The sequence below is a fragment of the Niabella drilacis genome (genome assembly GCF_900101395.1).
Lineage (GTDB): Bacteria > Bacteroidota > Bacteroidia > Chitinophagales > Chitinophagaceae > Niabella > Niabella drilacis.
The window spans coordinates 218542-233713 of record NZ_FMZO01000006.1; the positions used below are offsets into that span (position 1 = coordinate 218542).

Sequence of the window (15172 nt, forward strand, 5' to 3'; positions counted from 1 at the left end):
ATAATGAACGGTAGTAATCCTATAAAGCATTAATAATGTTGTAGTTATCCTTATTTCTTCAAGCGGGTCAGTTCGTCTTCCAGTTCCTTCATCCGTTTTTCAAGATCCGGAAGCCTGCGGTTCAGCGCCTGGCTTCGGAGTGCCGATGTATAGTCATAAGCCGGCGATCCGGTCACGGCCTTGCCCGGCTCAATATTCTTGCTTACCCCGCTTTGGGCATTGATCCGGGCCCCGTCACCGATATGCAGGTGCCCCACGATGCCCACCTGTCCACCGATCATTACGCCCTTACCCACTTTGGTGCTACCGCTGATACCGGCCTGCGCTGCTACCACGGTACTGTTCCCGATCTCCACATTATGTGCGATCTGTATCAGGTTATCCAGTTTGGCTCCGGACCGGATGATGGTAGAGCCGATGGTAGCACGGTCGATAGTTGCGTTGGCGCCGATTTCTACATGATCCTCGATCACCACATTGCCGATCTGTGGCACTTTGGCAAAAGTACCATCCGCCTGCGGCGCAAATCCAAAACCATCACTGCCGATCACCGTTCCCGCATGTATGGTAACATGACTGCCGATGACGCAACTGTGCAGGATCCTGACGCCGGCATGAACGATGGTGTGATCCCCGATAGACACATTATCGCCGATATACGCCTGGGGATGGATCTTGGTATGATCGCCTACCTTCACATTTTCGCCGAGGTACGCGAAAGCGCCGATAAAAATATCGGCACCGTAATGAGCTGTTTTTGAAATATAAGCAGGTTCCTGGATCCCTTTTAACTGCTGCTGTGCAATTTCCTGATACTTTCCCAAAAGGGTGGCAAAAGCAGAATAAGCATCTTTAACACGGATCAGGGTAGCAGCCACTGTTTTTTTTAATTCCAGCGCCTCATTCACTATAATGATGCTGGCCCTGGTTTCGTACAGGTACTCTTCATATTTGGGGTTCGCCAGAAAACTCAGCTGCCCCTCCCGGGCTTCTTCTATTTTTCCAAAGTTGCCAACAGCTGCGTCCGGGTTTCCCTCAATACGGCCATTGATCATTGCAGCAATCTGCGAAGCAGTAAATGTCATACTCTAAAACGAATGATTTTAATGAATCCTAAATGAACAAATGTAATATTTTTTAACAGGCATCGTTGTTTTTACGTTAATGAGCGCATTGTCAACTTCCGAAATATCCTTTAAACGGCCATCCTTATAAAGAATGGTAATGGCCTCGTTCTTAGGGTTATATAAGCTATTGCTGGCCTCTCCCCAAAAAACGAAATAGGCCGCTTCGTCCTCACTTATATTCATTTTCACGGCCATTTCTTTCCGGGTTTGCAACAGGAAAGCCTCTTCAAAAGGCTGGGCCTGCAGGCGGATGTGCATGATCCTGCGCTCTACCAGTGCCTGGCACAGGTAAGAAAGCACTTTGTCCGGGTGCCGGCTCCAGTTCTTAATAGTAGCCGCCATATCCTGGTCGTCCATACCGCAAAAATCCAGCAGCAACTGGTGCTTATCCTCATTGGCAGCACCATGATGTAAAAAATGTTCGAGTGCCTCTGTAGCCGCGGTTATCCTTATCCCGGCGGCGATCAGCTCCTTTGCCCTGCGGATGATCATCACCAGCATCTTTTCTGCGGCTACTACCGTTTTATGCAGGTATACCTGCCAGTACATCAGCCTGCGGCTCAACAGGAATTTTTCGATGGAGTAGATCGCTTTTTCCTCCACTACCAGGTTATCCCGGTGCACTGCCAGCATTTTTAATATGCGGTCGTAGCCGATCACACCTTCCGCCACACCTGTAAAAAAACTATCCCGGTTGAGGTAGTCCATCCGGTCTACATCCAGCTGACCGGAAACCAGCTGGTGCAGGAACCGTTTGGGATGCGTTCCTGTAAAAATAGCCAGGGCCGTTTCTAATTGACCGTTAAACTGCAGGTTGAGCTCCTGCATAATGGCTAATGAAAGCTTTTCATGGTGCACACCGGGAATCAGTTCGTGCTCCAGGGCATGAGAAAAGGGGCCATGGCCGATATCGTGCAGCAGTATGGCAATTTTGGCACCCAGCTCCTCCTCCGGTGTAATGGCTACACCCTTTCCCTTTAACTCCTGAAGCGCCGTGCACATCAGGTGATACGCTCCCAGCGAATGCAGCAAACGTGTATGAACAGCACCTGGATATACCAGGTGGGCAAAAGCCATTTGATGAATGCTTCGTAAACGCTGGTAGAACGGATGGGATATGATGGCCAGTAGCAGCGGATGATCAATGGTAATAAACCCATAAACCGGGTCGTTGATGATTTTGCGAACGTTTGCCATTTTTTTAATTGCCGTCAAAGTTAGGAAAAGGTTCCGGAATCGAGAATCCGGAGTCGAGAATCCGGAAACGAGAAACGAGATTCCCGGAACGAAGGTTATCTTTGCCGGTATTGAAGTAAAAACATGATCAAGTACACACAAAATACCCTGAACAAACTGGAGGCGATCCCAGAACAGTGCGGCTACGTGCTGCGCTACGAAAGGGGTACCTTTCAAAGCGGGTACTGCATCCTGGATAACAAGAAAGTTGTCGTGCTGAATAAATTTTTGCAAACAGAAGGCCGCATCAATGCTCTGCTGGAGATCATTCCGCAACTGGATATTGACCCTGCATTACTGGATGACAGTGCCAAAAAATTGCATGCGGAGGTTGTGGAGAATGCAGCACCGGGCGGGGAAGCGGGTGAAGGCTAAACGCTGAATGCTGAACGCTGAATGCTGAACGCTATTCTGAATTGTTAACCTTAAAATACGCAATTATGAGAAATTACAGGAATTACGATGTTTGGGAAAAAGCCCACAAACTGGTATTGTTTGTATACCGGGAAATACTCATTTGTTTTCCGGCAGCTGAGCAACGCGACCTGATGTCACAGATGAAACGGGCTGCCTATTCTGTTCCGCTGAACTTTGTAGAAGGCTGCGGCCGGAATACTGACAAAGATTTCGCACATTTTCTGGATAACTCATTCGGATCCTTGCAGGAATTGGAGTATACTGGCCTATTGGCGCATGACCTGGAGTATATCGGCAACGAAAAATATCAACGCCTGGGATTGATCATCGATGAAGTAAAGGCTAAATTAATTAACTTAATAAAAGCCATCCGCAAACAATAAAGCACAAGCGTTGCGCATTAAGCGTTCAGCATTCAGCGTTTAGCCTTCAGCCTTTAGCATTCAGCACTTACCATGTCTTATCCACCCATTCATATCACTTTTCTTGGCACCGGAACCAGCTCCGGCGTGCCCATGGTGGCCTGCGATTGTGTGGTTTGCCGGTCGAAAGACCCAAAAGACCAGCGGCTGCGATCGAGCATCCTGGTAGCAACACCCGAAACCACCCTGGTGGTGGACACGGGGCCGGATTTCCGCACCCAGCTGCTGCGCTCTTCAGTAAAAAAGCTGGATGCCGTCCTTCTCACCCACTCGCATAAAGACCATATTGCGGGTCTGGATGAAGTGCGGGCCTTCAATTATTTTCAGCAAAAGCCCATGGAGCTTTTTGCTACGGAGGCTACCCTTGACCGGGTTAAAATGGAATTTGACTACGCTTTCAGCGAGCGCCGTATTGCCGGCGTACCTTCCATCCAACTGAATTATATTGATGAGCAAACGGTCTTTGAAACCGGCGGCCTTAAGATCGAACCCATCCCGGTATGGCATATGCGCATGCCCGTGCTGGGTTTCCGGTTTGGCAGCTTTACCTATATCACCGATGCCAACCGGATCGATGAAGCCTCCAAAGAAAAAATACGCGGATCAGCGATACTGGTGCTGAACGCCCTGCGCCATGAGCCCCATATCTCCCACTTCACTCTAAAGGAAGCCATTGCGCTTGCAGATGAGCTGGAGATACCACAGGTCTATTTTACCCATATCTCACACCAGATGGGCCTGCACCAGGAAATTGAAGCCACCCTGCCGCCAGGCAGGAACCTCGCATTCGATGGCCAGACCATCACCCTGTAATTTTATTATTACCCCTGTAATGGCCCGCTAAAAGCCGCCGCTTTTAAACTGGACCCCGCTCGCCAACTCCGAGCCCGGTCCGGGTCAAACAATTTATCATTTTTAAATAAAAAATCAATTTTATTAAAATTATATTTAACTTTATTAAATGAAACTTCCAATTTATTGTCCCAGTTGCGAACATGCATTAAACGTAAGCCAGCTTCAATGCGAGGTTTGCGCTACAGCGGTAAGCGGTAATTATGAATTGCCCTTTTACCTGAAGCTGAGCCGGGAAGAGCAGGACTTTATTATGGATTTTTTCCTGGCCAGCGGCAGTATCAAAGAGATGTCGAAGCAGGCCGGGATCAGCTACCCGACCATGCGCAATAAAATGGATGATATGATTGAAAAAATAAAAAAAATGACCTCCTGATGTCTAAAAACTGGAAGATTGTCTTCAACCCCTTTGAACGCTACCCGGAGAGGGATTTAGCGATCGCCGGAATCATTGGCCTCCTGCTTTCCATACTATTATTCTGGTGGGCCAAACAAACCAACGACGGCGTGTATCATGTATCGCCCAGGGCAAATGTATCCCTGGCCGGTGCAATAACGGAAGCGGTTGTATGTACGTTATTGGTCGGTATATTATTATCCGGCCTGGGTAAGGCCATCAATCCCAGGACAAGGGTTATCGACATCCTGAATGCCACGCTGATCCATCGCATCCCATTAACCCTGGGGATCCTCGTCCTGCAGCTTCCATTTATAAAGGCCGCTATGGATCAAATCATGCAGGCGGTTAAAGGTAACCGCATAGAAACATTACCCGGTTCTACTTTGTGGATATCAACCGTGGTAAGTTTACTGATGCTTGCATTTTTTGTCTACGCAGTTGTATTGCTGGTAAACGGATTCCGGACCGCAGTACATGCCAGGAAAGCCATCCACTATGTGCTTTTTGCAGCAGCATTGATCCTTGCAGAGGTCATTTACCGGATGCTGCTTTACCCGCTGCTGTTAACGTTTTAAAACATCGGAGCCAGCCCGCTATTAAAAAATGCCGGATTAAAATATTAAATTGTAGCATCAAAACAGGCACTATGGACTTCAGCGCATCATACGACAGAACCACCAAAACCATTACAACGCTTGTGGCAGTGCTGATGCTGGCGGTGCTTACCTCCATGTGGTTCAGCCTGAAAGCAGCGGGTACCTGGTTGTCGCTTTCATTTATGGCGGTTGTCAGCTTTTTAGCGGTACTGATGCCCTATGGATTTTCTGTGAAAAAATACCAGCTCAGCAACGAGGAGCTGGTCATCTGCCGCCCATTTGGCAACAAACACATCCTGTTAACGACACTGCGGTCGGCGGTGGTCATTGATCCAAAACTGTTGCGCTGGTCCTGGCGGATATTCGGAAGCGGAGGCATGTTCGGGTACTACGGCAATTTCAGCAACAGGCAGCTGGGTACGATGAAATGGTTTATGACGCGGAAGGATACGGCGGTGCTTATAGAAACGGAGCAGCATAAAAAAATTGTGATCAGCCCCGATGACCCCGAAGGATTTGTCAATACTTTTAAAATGTTCAGCAGCCGCGCATAAAATAGGTTCCCCGTTTTATGCGCTTATATGACCCTGGTTAATGCATTGTATACCCCGCTTTATTAAAAAACGATCCATATGAAGCAAAGCCTCTTATCCTGTTTTGCCTTGTTTTTTATTGCCGGTGTTTCATGGACGCAACCCGTTCAACACCGGCCGGGAAATGCCTATGTCAAAACCAGCCTCAATGCCTACTCTTTTTCAAAAATGCTCAACGATCATCTTAAAGATACCACGTCCGGGATGAGTATGGAGGCGCTCCTGGAGTTTACAGCAGCGCAGCATTTTGATGCCATCGATATAACCGGTTATTATTTCCCCGGGTACCCCAAAAAACCACCGACTGCATTTATTAACCGGATCAAACGTAAAGCCTTTTTATTGGGATTGGATATCAGTGGTACTGGTGTTAAAAATGACTTTGCACATCCGGATCCCTCAAAACGCGCGGCCGATGTTCAGCTGGTGAAGGATTGGATCGATGTGGCACAGCAGTTGGGCGCTCCCATTGTACGGATTTTCTCCGGGAATATACCACCGGGGTACGAGCACAAATGGGACAGCATTGCGGGTTATATGGCAGCTTGTATAAAGGAATGTGTGGCCTATGCAAAAACAAAAGGCATTTTAATTGGCGTACAAAATCATGCAGACTTCCTGAAAACCGCGGACGAAACCATTCGCCTGCTGAAGCTCGTCAATTCAGAGTGGTTGGGTGTGGTAGTGGATATCGGAAGTTTTGTAACGCCGGACCCCTATATCGATGTTGAAAAAGTAATGCCTTATGCTGTTAATTTCCAGTTTAAAGAAAGTCCCTTTGGAGCAAAAAGCCCCGTAAAAACGGATATACCGCGGGTGCTCGGTATTATAAAAAGATCGGGCTACCGGGGATATATTCCCATCGAAACATTATCGGGGCCCAACAATACCAACAGCAAGGGCGAACCTTACGATCCGGTCAAAAGTGTTCCTGAATTTCTTGCTGCCATCAAAAAAGAGATCCATCATTAAGCGCGCGTTGCAAAAAAAAAACGCTTTTCCCGGGCAACGTACCTTGCACATTTCATCCTTTAAAGCTCCGTATTAAAATGCGTTTCATCCTGCGCTTTGCGGTCGCTATGCCCCAGGTCCTTACCCGGGCACACGCGATCCCGCACCCTCTGTTTTAACTCCTTTATTTCACAAAAACCGCCATCCCGCTTCCGGTCAAAAATACATTCCCCGTTCAGGCTGATCTGAAAACGGCCACTGACCGCACTGGGTTGCAGGCTTACTCCCTTCAGCTCTTCTTCAAAAGTTGTGAGTAACTCCTGTGCTATATACGCCGCGCGTAAGAGCCATTTACATTTTGGACAATACTCAATTACTACTTCCGGTTTCATGCGATAAAGTTAGAAAAATAAAAGACGCCCGCTCCGCAGGCATAAATCAGCCTGCATTAAACGCGCTGGTGTACCAGGTTACCTGTATGATTGGCCGCTGCTATCCGGCCGGCCAGGTCCCGGTTCAGGTTTACCACTTCCCCGATTATGATCACAGCCGGGTTACCCAATCCAGAGTACTGCGCACGACAGGCAATATCTTTCACTTTGCCGGTCACCATCCTGGAGTTCCATCTTGTGCCGTCCTGTATAATGGCAGCGGCTGTTTCGCTTTTACCTGCTGCTATAAAAAGATCCACGATAGCTTCCAGTTTGCTCATGGCCATCAGGATCACCACCGTAGCAGAAGACTGTGCGGCCAGGTAAAGGTCTTTTGATATACCGCCGGACCGGGTAGTGCCGGTAACCACCCAAAAACTCTCGTTGATCCCACGGCTGGTTAACGGGATCATCTCCGATGCCGGCACCGCAAGTGCACTGGAAATGCCCGGGATCACCTCCACCTCCATTCCCGCTGCAACAGCCGCATCGATCTCCTCCTGTGCACGGCCAAATACAAACGGATCCCCTCCCTTTAGCCGTACAATATTTTTATACTGCCGTCCGTATGTGATGATAAGATCATTGATCTCCTGCTGACTCAATGCATGACACCCAAAACGTTTGCCCACAAATTGCCTGATGGCCACATTTTGGGTATACACCAACAGTTCCTCGTTTGCCAATGCATCATATAATATTACATCCGCCTCCCGGAGTGCCCGGATCGCTTTTAACGTGATCAGCTCGGGGTCACCGGGTCCTGCTCCTACAAGAATTAATTTAGCCATATTTTATATTACAAATATTGATATATAATTAATTTCAAAGTAAAAATAATATTTTTCAATTTTTATTGTCAAATAAAATATATTTTTAGTAAATTTGGCTCATAATTATTATAATAAACTATTAAATAATTAATATTTATATTTTTATTATATATGATAATTGCCTGCCATCCTCGCTCAAAAAATAATAGGATATGAAAATTATTGTTATTGGAAATGGCATGGTGGGCCAAAAATTCTGCGAGAAACTGGTCGCCCAAAAAATTGAGACCCTCGAACTTAGGGTATTCGGGGAAGAAACCCTCCCCGCCTACGACCGGGTACACCTGAGCGAATATTTCGCAGGTAAAACGGTACAGGATCTTTGTATGAAGCCCATGAGCTGGTATGCGGAAAACAGCGTCCACCTCCATCTTGGAGACCCCGTTATCCATGTAGACCGTACTCAGAAAACCGTCACTTCTTTTGAAGGAGCACAATTTTCCTACGATTACCTGGTATTTGCCACCGGCTCCGCCGCCTTTGTACCACAGATCTCGGGGGTTGATAAACATGGCGTATTCGTTTACCGTACGATCGAGGACCTGAACCTGATCTGGCGTCATGCAAAGATTGCAAAATCTGCTGTTGTTATCGGTGGCGGTCTGTTAGGCCTGGAAGCGGCAAAAGCGATGCTGGACCTGGGCATTGCCGATACCCATGTTGTTGAGTTTGCCCCCCGCCTGATGCCACGCCAGATCGATGATGGCGGTTCCCAGGTGCTTACAGAAAAACTAAAGGCATTGGGCATTACCACACATACCCAAAAGAATACCGCTGTGATCCTGGGTAATGAAACCATCACCGGGCTGATGTTTACAGATGGCAGCATCCTCAGCACAGATATGCTGGTCATTTCTGCGGGCATCATGCCCCGCGATGAACTGGCTAAAAAGATCGGGCTCCCTACCGGTCACCGGGGTGGCATTTCCGTTAATGACCGCATGCAGACCAGCGATCCCTCCATTTACGCCATTGGCGAATGTGCCGTACATGAAGGTACCGTTTACGGATTGGTAGCACCGGGCTATGAAATGGCGGAAGTAGTCGTACATCAGCTAACCGGGGGTACCAGGACGTTCGGGAGATTTGACATGAGCACCAAGCTGAAACTGATCGGTATTGACGTGGCCAGCTTTGGCGACCCCTTTATTGGCCACGGGGAAGCCCGCTCTATTGTTTACCACGATAACCACAAGGGCATTTATAAACGCATCAATATTTCCAACGACGGAACGGAGCTATTGGGCGGCATCCTGGTTGGCGATGCGGAAGCTTATAATAAGTTACAGCAGATCTGTGCCGGCAAATTAACTATTCCATCCGCTCCGGCAGGCCTGATCATTGCATCCGGCAATACGCCAGATGATCCGGGCGATTTTGAGCTTCCTGCCAGTGCATTGATCTGCAGCTGTGAGGGGGTAAAAAAGCAGGCCATTGAAGATGCCGTTGTTCAAAGCGGCTGCACATCCTTTGATGCGGTAAAAAAATGTACCGGCGCCGGTTCCGGCTGCGGCGGATGCACACCGATGGTAAAAGACATCATCAATGCCACAATGAAAAAACAAGGCAAGGTTGTACGCAATATCATTTGTGAACACTTTGCGTACTCCCGGCAGGAACTCTATGATATCATCCGGATCAAAGAACTGCATGCATTTGATGAGGTGCTGGATACCCTTGGCACAGGTGATGGCTGCGAGATATGCCGGCCGGCCATCAGCTCTATCCTCGCCAGCCTCTGGAACGACCTGGTCATCAAAAATGAAAGCGCTACCTCGCAGGATACCAACGACCGCTTTCTGGCCAATATTCAAAAAGGTGGTACGTACTCTGTAGTACCGCGTATCCCCGGCGGGGAGATCACACCTGAAAAGCTTATTGTTATTGGAACCATTGCCAAAAAATACAACCTCTATACTAAAATCACCGGCGGACAACGGATCGATCTTTTTGGTGCCCACCTGAACGACCTTCCCCTGATCTGGGAAGAACTGATCGCCGCAGGTTTTGAAAGCGGCCATGCCTACGGAAAGGCCCTGCGTACCGTAAAAAGTTGTGTAGGCTCCACCTGGTGCCGTTTTGGCCTGCACGACAGTGTAAGTTTTGCCGTACGTGTTGAGAACCGGTATAAGGGATTGAGAGCCCCGCACAAGATCAAATCCGCGGTATCCGGCTGTATCCGTGAATGTGCGGAAGCCCAGTCTAAGGATTTTGGCATTATTGCTACCGAAAAGGGCTGGAACCTGTATGTTTGCGGCAACGGCGGCTCCAGACCGCAGCATGCTTTGCTGCTGGCTGCCGATATCGACTCCGAAACCTGTATCCGGTACATCGACCGGTTCCTGATGTTCTATATTAAAACAGCCGATCCGCTTACACGCACAGCTACCTGGCTCAATAAAATGGAAGGCGGTATCGACTACCTGCGCAATGTGGTCGTGCACGACAGCCTGGGTATTGCCGCCGAACTGGAAGCGCAGATGCAAACGCTCGCAGATCATTATGAATGCGAATGGAAAAAGGCCGTGGAAACCCCTGAACTGCGGAAACGCTTTACGCATTTTATCAATGCCCCCGAAGCTAAAGACCCTACCGTCCTATTTGAACCCCTGCGCACGCAAAAGAAAGCCGCAGAGTGGTAATTTTTTTCAAACATTTTTTTATGGATAAAAACAACTGGATCTATGCCTGTAAGGCTACTGACATGCCGCACAACGGAGGCGTGTGCGTGCAGTATGGAACAGAGCAGATCGCTCTTTATTATTTTACCCACCGCAATGAATGGTATGCCACCCAAAACCTGTGCCCCCATAAAAAACAGATGGCATTAAGCCGGGGCATGCTGGGCTCACAGCAGGGCGAACCCAAGGTGGCCTGCCCGTTTCACAAAAAAACCTTCTCGCTCAAAAACGGGCAGTGCCTGAATGATGAAGCCTGCAGTGCCATCAAAACCTATCCCGTTAAAGTACACGAAGGAAATATTTTCATCAATGTAGCCTCCATTCTTACACCTCATTCATCAACCCCCATCGCATATGAACCACAATAAAAACAAACTCTGTACACTGGCAGCCATCCTGCTGCTGACAAAAACCACTACTGCACAAACAACCACTTCCAAAACCAGCGCTTCCCTTTGGGATGGCATGGCCGTTGCCGGTTATGTTGACAAGGGCGCTTTTTTAAACTTTGGAGGGCCGGCCGTTAAATGGACACACAAGCCCTTTTGCATCAGCCTGGGCATGTTGCCTTCTTTACGTATTAAAGAAGACAAGGTTGCTCCCAATGTTTCAAAAAATGCAACGATCACACCCTCCCTCGGTTTCGGCCTCAGCGCTTCTTATAAGCACCTGGCCCTGCAGGTGCCCCTGTATTATAATGCCAAAACAGCCAGCGCCGATGGAAAATGGAACGTTGGTGTTGGTCTGGGTTATAAATTCTAAACGCACTTATTATAAATCATAAACAGCACACCCCTTACGCAACAAAAACTTAAATTATGGATTACAAGAAACCCGCAGAAGTTATTGCCCTGATGATCCAGTCCGGAACCGACAAGGGCCGGCTCAACACCACTGATCTTTTTGTAAGAGGCACCCTGTCCGGTATGCTGCTGGGCATTGGTACCACCCTTGCTGTTACAGGCAGCACGCAAACCGGCGTACCCATTATAGGGGCGCTGTTATTTCCCATTTGTTTTGTGGTGGTAGTATTGATGGGACTGGAACTTGTTACCGGAAGCTTCGCCCTGCTGCCGGCAGCCTATTTTCACAAAACATTGCCGATGCCCGTACTCCTGCGCAACCTTGCCATCGTTTATGGCGCCAACCTATTTGGAGCGCTGGTCTATGCATTCCTGTTCTGGGCATCAGTGACCAGCTTTGGGCAAACCCATGCTTCACCACTGATACCGGCAATTATAAAGATCGCTGAAGCAAAGACCATTGGTTACGGACAGCTGGGCAGCGCCGGGATCGCCACCGCTTTTACCAAAGGAATTTTGTGTAACTGGATGGTTACAATGGGTGTGGTACTGGCCCTTACCTCCTCCTCCGTCATTGGCAAGATCCTGGCCGCCTGGATCCCCGTATTTATGTTCTTTGCACAGGGTTTTGAACACGCCGTGGTAAATATGTTTGTAATCCCCGAAGGTATATTGCTGGGCGCCCCGGTAAGCATTGCAGACTGGTGGCTGTATAACCAGATCCCGGTAACAGTGGGTAATATTGTGGGCGCGTTGTTATTTACAGCCGCCGCGTTATATATTACCTATGGCAGAAAAAGACAACCGGCAGCCCTGGTCGTTGCTGATACCAACGCCCCGGAAACCGTCATCCCCGAGCCCCATATGGCTTAGTTGTTTCAGATGATAAAAACGGCAGCATGGCAAGGCAGGCGCATTCAGGCCGGCCATACTTTTGAGGCAACAGCTTCTTACAGTTTAAAATACGCTGCCACCATTGCCCTGGCTTCATCCTGGGTAAGTACAGCAAAATCCTTATACCGGTCGTGTACGTCAATGATCTCTTCCAGGGCATCCGCCACCAATGCCGTATTCTTCCAGGTCTTCAGATGGGCCAGTACAATGGCCAGGCATCCTTTTTTATAGGCGATCTGCCCCAGCACATGCACCAGGGTATTACGCACCCGGGCCGTTTGGTCAAATTCCAGTTCTTTTAACAACGGCAAAATATCCTGTGGATATTTGCGGCCGCGCAGTTCGATACCATGGCATATCTCGCGGCGGATCTCCTTGTCCTCATGATGCAGGTAGCTTTTTGCCCATTGAAGCACCGGTGCCGGGTTTACCTCACCCATTTTTTTTACGGAACCGATCACTGCGTTTCTTACCGCATGGTGCGCATCAAATAATCCGTTATCAAAAAAAGATTGCACCGCTTTAAAATCATTTTTCCCGATCTCGCCTGCAGCGTTCACCACCGTTTGCCGTACATAGAAGCTGTTGTGCGGTAACAACTGTTCCAGTGTTTTCAAAACCGCAGCCTGCAGTTCCGGCTTTGCGATGTAAAGACGGCCAACAGCCAGGTAGGCCGTTTTACGGATATAGGTATCCGGATCATTAAAGTGGCGTAAGCAGGTTTTACTATTCCCGGTAATAACCGCTTTCTCCAGCTGAGCGCCGATTTTTACAACGAGCTGTTCCCGCTCTGCTTTTGAAAGATCGTAAAATGCCATAGGCCTTCTTTTGATTGATGCCACAGAACCACTGAAGCACTGGTTTTTTTATTCTCCCTTTCCCCGCATCCATAGCCACCCAGGATCCGGAACAGCAACCTAAAGTCATCTGCGTTTCGGCGGCAAACACAGGAGATCCGGTAGCACAGAAGTCCCTTTGATTGCGCCGATCAGCATTACCGGGTGCTAAGTTACGTAACGAACGCATCCCGGCGGCTTGTATTTACATCCTGCTCCGGAATACCCCACCATCGTTACAGAAGCCACTTCTGTTCAAAAAAAATGCGAAGTCCACACTTCGCATTTCCTGATCTGTTTATGATCGCTTACAGTATCGCTTTAGCCACGATCTCCGCGATCTGGTCAATATGGATCCGCTCCTGCTCCATGCTATCGCGGTGACGGATGGTAACCGTATGATCTTCTTTTGTCTGGTGATCTACTGTTACACAAAAAGGAACACCCAGCGCATCCATACGGCGATAGCGCTTACCGATGGCATCTTTTTCTTCATAGAAACATTTAAAAGCGCCGCGGTGTTTAGCCATGATCTCTTTGGCTATTTCAGGCAGCCCGTCTTTTTTCAGCAACGGGAACACCGCTAATTTGATCGGTGCTAATTTAGCCGGTAGTTTCAGCACCACACGACTGTCCTGCTTTTCTTCTGTGCTCAGGTCTTCTTCTGTATAGGCAGCACAGATCATGGAAAGGAACATCCGGTCCAGACCAATCGATGTTTCGATCACATACGGAATATAGTTCCCGATCGGCTTCCCGGTTTCGGGATCGATATCATTATCGAAATACTGCATCTTCTTTTTGCTGTACTCCTGGTGGTTGCGCAGGTCAAAATCCGTGCGGCTGTGAATACCCTCCAGCTCCTTGAAGCCCATTGGGAAATTGTACTCAATATCGCAGGCGGCATCCGCATAATGCGCCAGTTTTACGTGATCATGAAAGCGGTATTCCGTTTGGGGAATGCCCAGCTCCAGGTGCCATTTCAAACGCTCCTGTTTCCAGTACTCATACCATTCTTTCTGGGTTCCCGGTTTTATAAAGAACTGCATCTCCATCTGCTCAAACTCCCGCATGCGGAAAATAAACTGACGGGCCACGATCTCGTTCCGGAACGCCTTACCGATCTGCGCAATACCAAAAGGTATTTTCATCCGGCCGGTCTTTTGTACATTGAGAAAATTCACAAAGATCCCCTGGGCCGTTTCCGGACGCAGGTACACTTTATTATTTTCATCCTCGGATGAAACGGTAGATCCAAATTCGGTAGAGAACATCAGGTTAAACTGGCGGATATCCGTCCAGTTAGCCGTACCGCTGACAGGGCACTTGATCTTATTGTCGTCAATGATCTTCTTCAGCGCCAGCAGGTCGCCTGCTGCATCTGCTTTCTCCATTTCTGAGATGATGGCCGCCGCTTCATCCGCTTTACCATCCGCCGTTAACAGATCCGTATGCGATTCGATCAGGTGATCTACCCGGTAACGTTTTTTACTATCCTTATTGTCGATCATCGGATCGTTAAATCCATCCACATGTCCGCTTGCCTTCCAGGTAGTAGGATGCATGAAGATCGCCGCATCGATGCCCACAATATTGTCCTGCATCTGCGTCATCGACTTCCACCAGTAATCCTTGATATTCTTTTTCAATTCTGCCCCCCACTGACCATAGTCATACACAGCCTGTAATCCGTCGTAGATCTCACTGCTGGGGAAAATAAATCCATACTCTTTACAATGCGATATAATCGCCTGAAATTTATTGCTATCCGTTGCCATAGGCCGCAAATTTAGGTTGAAAAGTTGACAGGTTGATCAGTTAACAGGGAATTGCTACCAGTTTCCGGCTATCGGTCGTTAGTTCCTTCTATGATTCCAGGTTGAAAGTTCAAAGTTCAGGGTTGAGATCCGTTTTTATGCCTGCTGTTCCCCCGCCTCGAATGTTCGGAATTCAGGATCCATATTTTCACATTCCCACATTTCCACATTCAACCCAACCGCCGGCCACTGATGACCGCCCTGACTACTGACACCAATAGCTGACAACTGACCGCTTACAGCTGACCGCTAATAACCGTACCTTTGTGTTTTAAAAACCTTC

General features: G+C 48.5%; 17 protein-coding genes. 11 read left to right on the plus strand and 6 right to left on the minus strand.

Annotated elements, in window-relative coordinates:
* Nucleotides 1-50 precede the first annotated feature (50 nt).
* Nucleotides 51-1085 carry a UDP-3-O-(3-hydroxymyristoyl)glucosamine N-acyltransferase gene (gene lpxD / locus BLS44_RS12910; RefSeq protein WP_090390493.1) on the minus strand — a complete coding sequence of 345 codons (1035 nt, stop codon included), beginning with the start codon at nucleotides 1083-1085 and terminating at the stop codon, nucleotides 51-53.
* Between the two features lie 18 nt (nucleotides 1086-1103).
* Nucleotides 1104-2324 (minus strand): HD domain-containing protein, encoded by a 1221-nt coding sequence (locus tag BLS44_RS12915; RefSeq protein WP_245729205.1) that lies wholly within the window; start codon nucleotides 2322-2324, stop codon nucleotides 1104-1106.
* A gap of 123 nt (nucleotides 2325-2447) precedes the next feature.
* Here BLS44_RS12915 and BLS44_RS12920 point away from each other — a divergent pair, with 123 nt between their 5' ends.
* The 7 genes from BLS44_RS12920 to BLS44_RS12950 all read left to right on the plus strand — a co-directional run bounded on the left by BLS44_RS12920 (nucleotide 2448) and on the right by BLS44_RS12950 (nucleotide 6615).
* Complete coding sequence (locus BLS44_RS12920) at nucleotides 2448-2738, plus strand: hypothetical protein (RefSeq protein WP_090390495.1); 291 nt, start codon at nucleotides 2448-2450, stop codon at nucleotides 2736-2738.
* Nucleotides 2739-2803: 65 nt separating this feature from the next.
* A complete protein-coding gene (locus BLS44_RS12925; RefSeq protein ID WP_090390496.1) occupies nucleotides 2804-3163 on the plus strand; it encodes a four helix bundle protein in 360 nt (119 codons plus the stop codon).
* A 72-nt stretch (nucleotides 3164-3235) separates the two neighbouring features.
* Nucleotides 3236-4015: an MBL fold metallo-hydrolase gene (locus BLS44_RS12930; protein WP_090390497.1), complete on the plus strand. Its 780-nt coding sequence runs from the start codon at nucleotides 3236-3238 to the stop codon at nucleotides 4013-4015.
* A 148-nt stretch (nucleotides 4016-4163) separates the two neighbouring features.
* Complete coding sequence (locus BLS44_RS12935; protein WP_090390498.1) at nucleotides 4164-4430, plus strand: DUF2089 family protein; 267 nt, start codon at nucleotides 4164-4166, stop codon at nucleotides 4428-4430.
* Nucleotides 4430-5029 (plus strand): YIP1 family protein, encoded by a 600-nt coding sequence (locus tag BLS44_RS12940; RefSeq protein WP_090390499.1) that lies wholly within the window; start codon nucleotides 4430-4432, stop codon nucleotides 5027-5029. Before BLS44_RS12935 ends, BLS44_RS12940 begins: the two co-directional genes overlap by 1 nt.
* Nucleotides 5030-5100: 71 nt before the next feature.
* On the plus strand, nucleotides 5101-5604 hold the full coding sequence (locus tag BLS44_RS12945) for a PH domain-containing protein (protein ID WP_090390500.1): 504 nt from the start codon (nucleotides 5101-5103) through the stop codon (nucleotides 5602-5604).
* A 78-nt stretch (nucleotides 5605-5682) separates the two neighbouring features.
* Nucleotides 5683-6615, plus strand: coding sequence for a sugar phosphate isomerase/epimerase family protein (locus tag BLS44_RS12950; protein ID WP_090390501.1), 933 nt, complete (start codon nucleotides 5683-5685; stop codon nucleotides 6613-6615).
* Nucleotides 6616-6674: 59 nt separating this feature from the next.
* Here BLS44_RS12950 and BLS44_RS12955 read toward each other — a convergent pair whose 3' ends face one another.
* Both BLS44_RS12955 and cobA read right to left on the minus strand, forming a co-directional pair.
* Nucleotides 6675-6986 (minus strand): Rdx family protein, encoded by a 312-nt coding sequence (locus BLS44_RS12955; protein ID WP_090390502.1) that lies wholly within the window; start codon nucleotides 6984-6986, stop codon nucleotides 6675-6677.
* A 56-nt stretch (nucleotides 6987-7042) separates the two neighbouring features.
* On the minus strand, nucleotides 7043-7816 hold the full coding sequence (gene cobA, locus BLS44_RS12960) for a uroporphyrinogen-III C-methyltransferase (RefSeq protein WP_090390503.1): 774 nt from the start codon (nucleotides 7814-7816) through the stop codon (nucleotides 7043-7045).
* 194 nt (nucleotides 7817-8010) lie between these two features.
* Here cobA and nirB point away from each other — a divergent pair, with 194 nt between their 5' ends.
* Genes nirB through BLS44_RS12980 form a run of 4 tightly spaced genes read left to right on the plus strand, consistent with a single transcriptional unit; the run spans nucleotide 8011 to nucleotide 12215 of the window.
* Entirely contained in the window at nucleotides 8011-10500 is a 2490-nt protein-coding gene (gene nirB / locus BLS44_RS12965) for a nitrite reductase large subunit NirB (protein ID WP_090390504.1), read from the plus strand.
* Between the two features lie 20 nt (nucleotides 10501-10520).
* The gene (gene nirD / locus BLS44_RS12970; protein ID WP_090390619.1) at nucleotides 10521-10907 is read left to right on the plus strand and encodes a nitrite reductase small subunit NirD; all 387 of its coding nucleotides are present in this window, start codon (nucleotides 10521-10523) and stop codon (nucleotides 10905-10907) included.
* Entirely contained in the window at nucleotides 10894-11301 is a 408-nt protein-coding gene (locus BLS44_RS12975; RefSeq protein WP_090390505.1) for a hypothetical protein, read from the plus strand. The genes nirD and BLS44_RS12975 overlap by 14 nt, the downstream gene beginning before the upstream one ends.
* Before the next feature lie 56 nt (nucleotides 11302-11357).
* Nucleotides 11358-12215 (plus strand): formate/nitrite transporter family protein, encoded by an 858-nt coding sequence (locus BLS44_RS12980; RefSeq protein WP_090390506.1) that lies wholly within the window; start codon nucleotides 11358-11360, stop codon nucleotides 12213-12215.
* A gap of 77 nt (nucleotides 12216-12292) precedes the next feature.
* On the opposite strand, the gene BLS44_RS12985 is transcribed toward BLS44_RS12980, so the two are convergent.
* Both BLS44_RS12985 and BLS44_RS12990 read right to left on the minus strand, forming a co-directional pair.
* Nucleotides 12293-13054 carry a HEAT repeat domain-containing protein gene (locus BLS44_RS12985; protein WP_090390507.1) on the minus strand — a complete coding sequence of 254 codons (762 nt, stop codon included), beginning with the start codon at nucleotides 13052-13054 and terminating at the stop codon, nucleotides 12293-12295.
* 326 nt (nucleotides 13055-13380) lie between these two features.
* Nucleotides 13381-14850, minus strand: a complete 1470-nt coding sequence (locus BLS44_RS12990; RefSeq protein WP_090390508.1) for a glycine--tRNA ligase — start codon at nucleotides 14848-14850, stop codon at nucleotides 13381-13383.
* Between the last annotated feature and the right edge of the window lie 322 nt (nucleotides 14851-15172).

Bases quoted from the DNA above. Each gene is read 5' to 3' on its own strand.
- lpxD (WP_090390493.1), bottom strand. From the start codon at position 1,085: ATGACATTTACTGCTTCGCAGATTGCTGCAATGATCAATGGCCGTATT.
- BLS44_RS12915 (WP_245729205.1), bottom strand. From the start codon at position 2,324: ATGGCAAACGTTCGCAAAATCATCAACGACCCGGTTTATGGGTTTATT.
- BLS44_RS12920 (WP_090390495.1), top strand. From the start codon at position 2,448: ATGATCAAGTACACACAAAATACCCTGAACAAACTGGAGGCGATCCCA.
- BLS44_RS12925 (WP_090390496.1), top strand. From the start codon at position 2,804: ATGAGAAATTACAGGAATTACGATGTTTGGGAAAAAGCCCACAAACTG.
- BLS44_RS12930 (WP_090390497.1), top strand. From the start codon at position 3,236: ATGTCTTATCCACCCATTCATATCACTTTTCTTGGCACCGGAACCAGC.
- BLS44_RS12935 (WP_090390498.1), top strand. From the start codon at position 4,164: ATGAAACTTCCAATTTATTGTCCCAGTTGCGAACATGCATTAAACGTA.
- BLS44_RS12940 (WP_090390499.1), top strand. From the start codon at position 4,430: ATGTCTAAAAACTGGAAGATTGTCTTCAACCCCTTTGAACGCTACCCG.
- BLS44_RS12945 (WP_090390500.1), top strand. From the start codon at position 5,101: ATGGACTTCAGCGCATCATACGACAGAACCACCAAAACCATTACAACG.
- BLS44_RS12950 (WP_090390501.1), top strand. From the start codon at position 5,683: ATGAAGCAAAGCCTCTTATCCTGTTTTGCCTTGTTTTTTATTGCCGGT.
- BLS44_RS12955 (WP_090390502.1), bottom strand. From the start codon at position 6,986: ATGAAACCGGAAGTAGTAATTGAGTATTGTCCAAAATGTAAATGGCTC.
- cobA (WP_090390503.1), bottom strand. From the start codon at position 7,816: ATGGCTAAATTAATTCTTGTAGGAGCAGGACCCGGTGACCCCGAGCTG.
- nirB (WP_090390504.1), top strand. From the start codon at position 8,011: ATGAAAATTATTGTTATTGGAAATGGCATGGTGGGCCAAAAATTCTGC.
- nirD (WP_090390619.1), top strand. From the start codon at position 10,521: ATGGATAAAAACAACTGGATCTATGCCTGTAAGGCTACTGACATGCCG.
- BLS44_RS12975 (WP_090390505.1), top strand. From the start codon at position 10,894: ATGAACCACAATAAAAACAAACTCTGTACACTGGCAGCCATCCTGCTG.
- BLS44_RS12980 (WP_090390506.1), top strand. From the start codon at position 11,358: ATGGATTACAAGAAACCCGCAGAAGTTATTGCCCTGATGATCCAGTCC.
- BLS44_RS12985 (WP_090390507.1), bottom strand. From the start codon at position 13,054: ATGGCATTTTACGATCTTTCAAAAGCAGAGCGGGAACAGCTCGTTGTA.
- BLS44_RS12990 (WP_090390508.1), bottom strand. From the start codon at position 14,850: ATGGCAACGGATAGCAATAAATTTCAGGCGATTATATCGCATTGTAAA.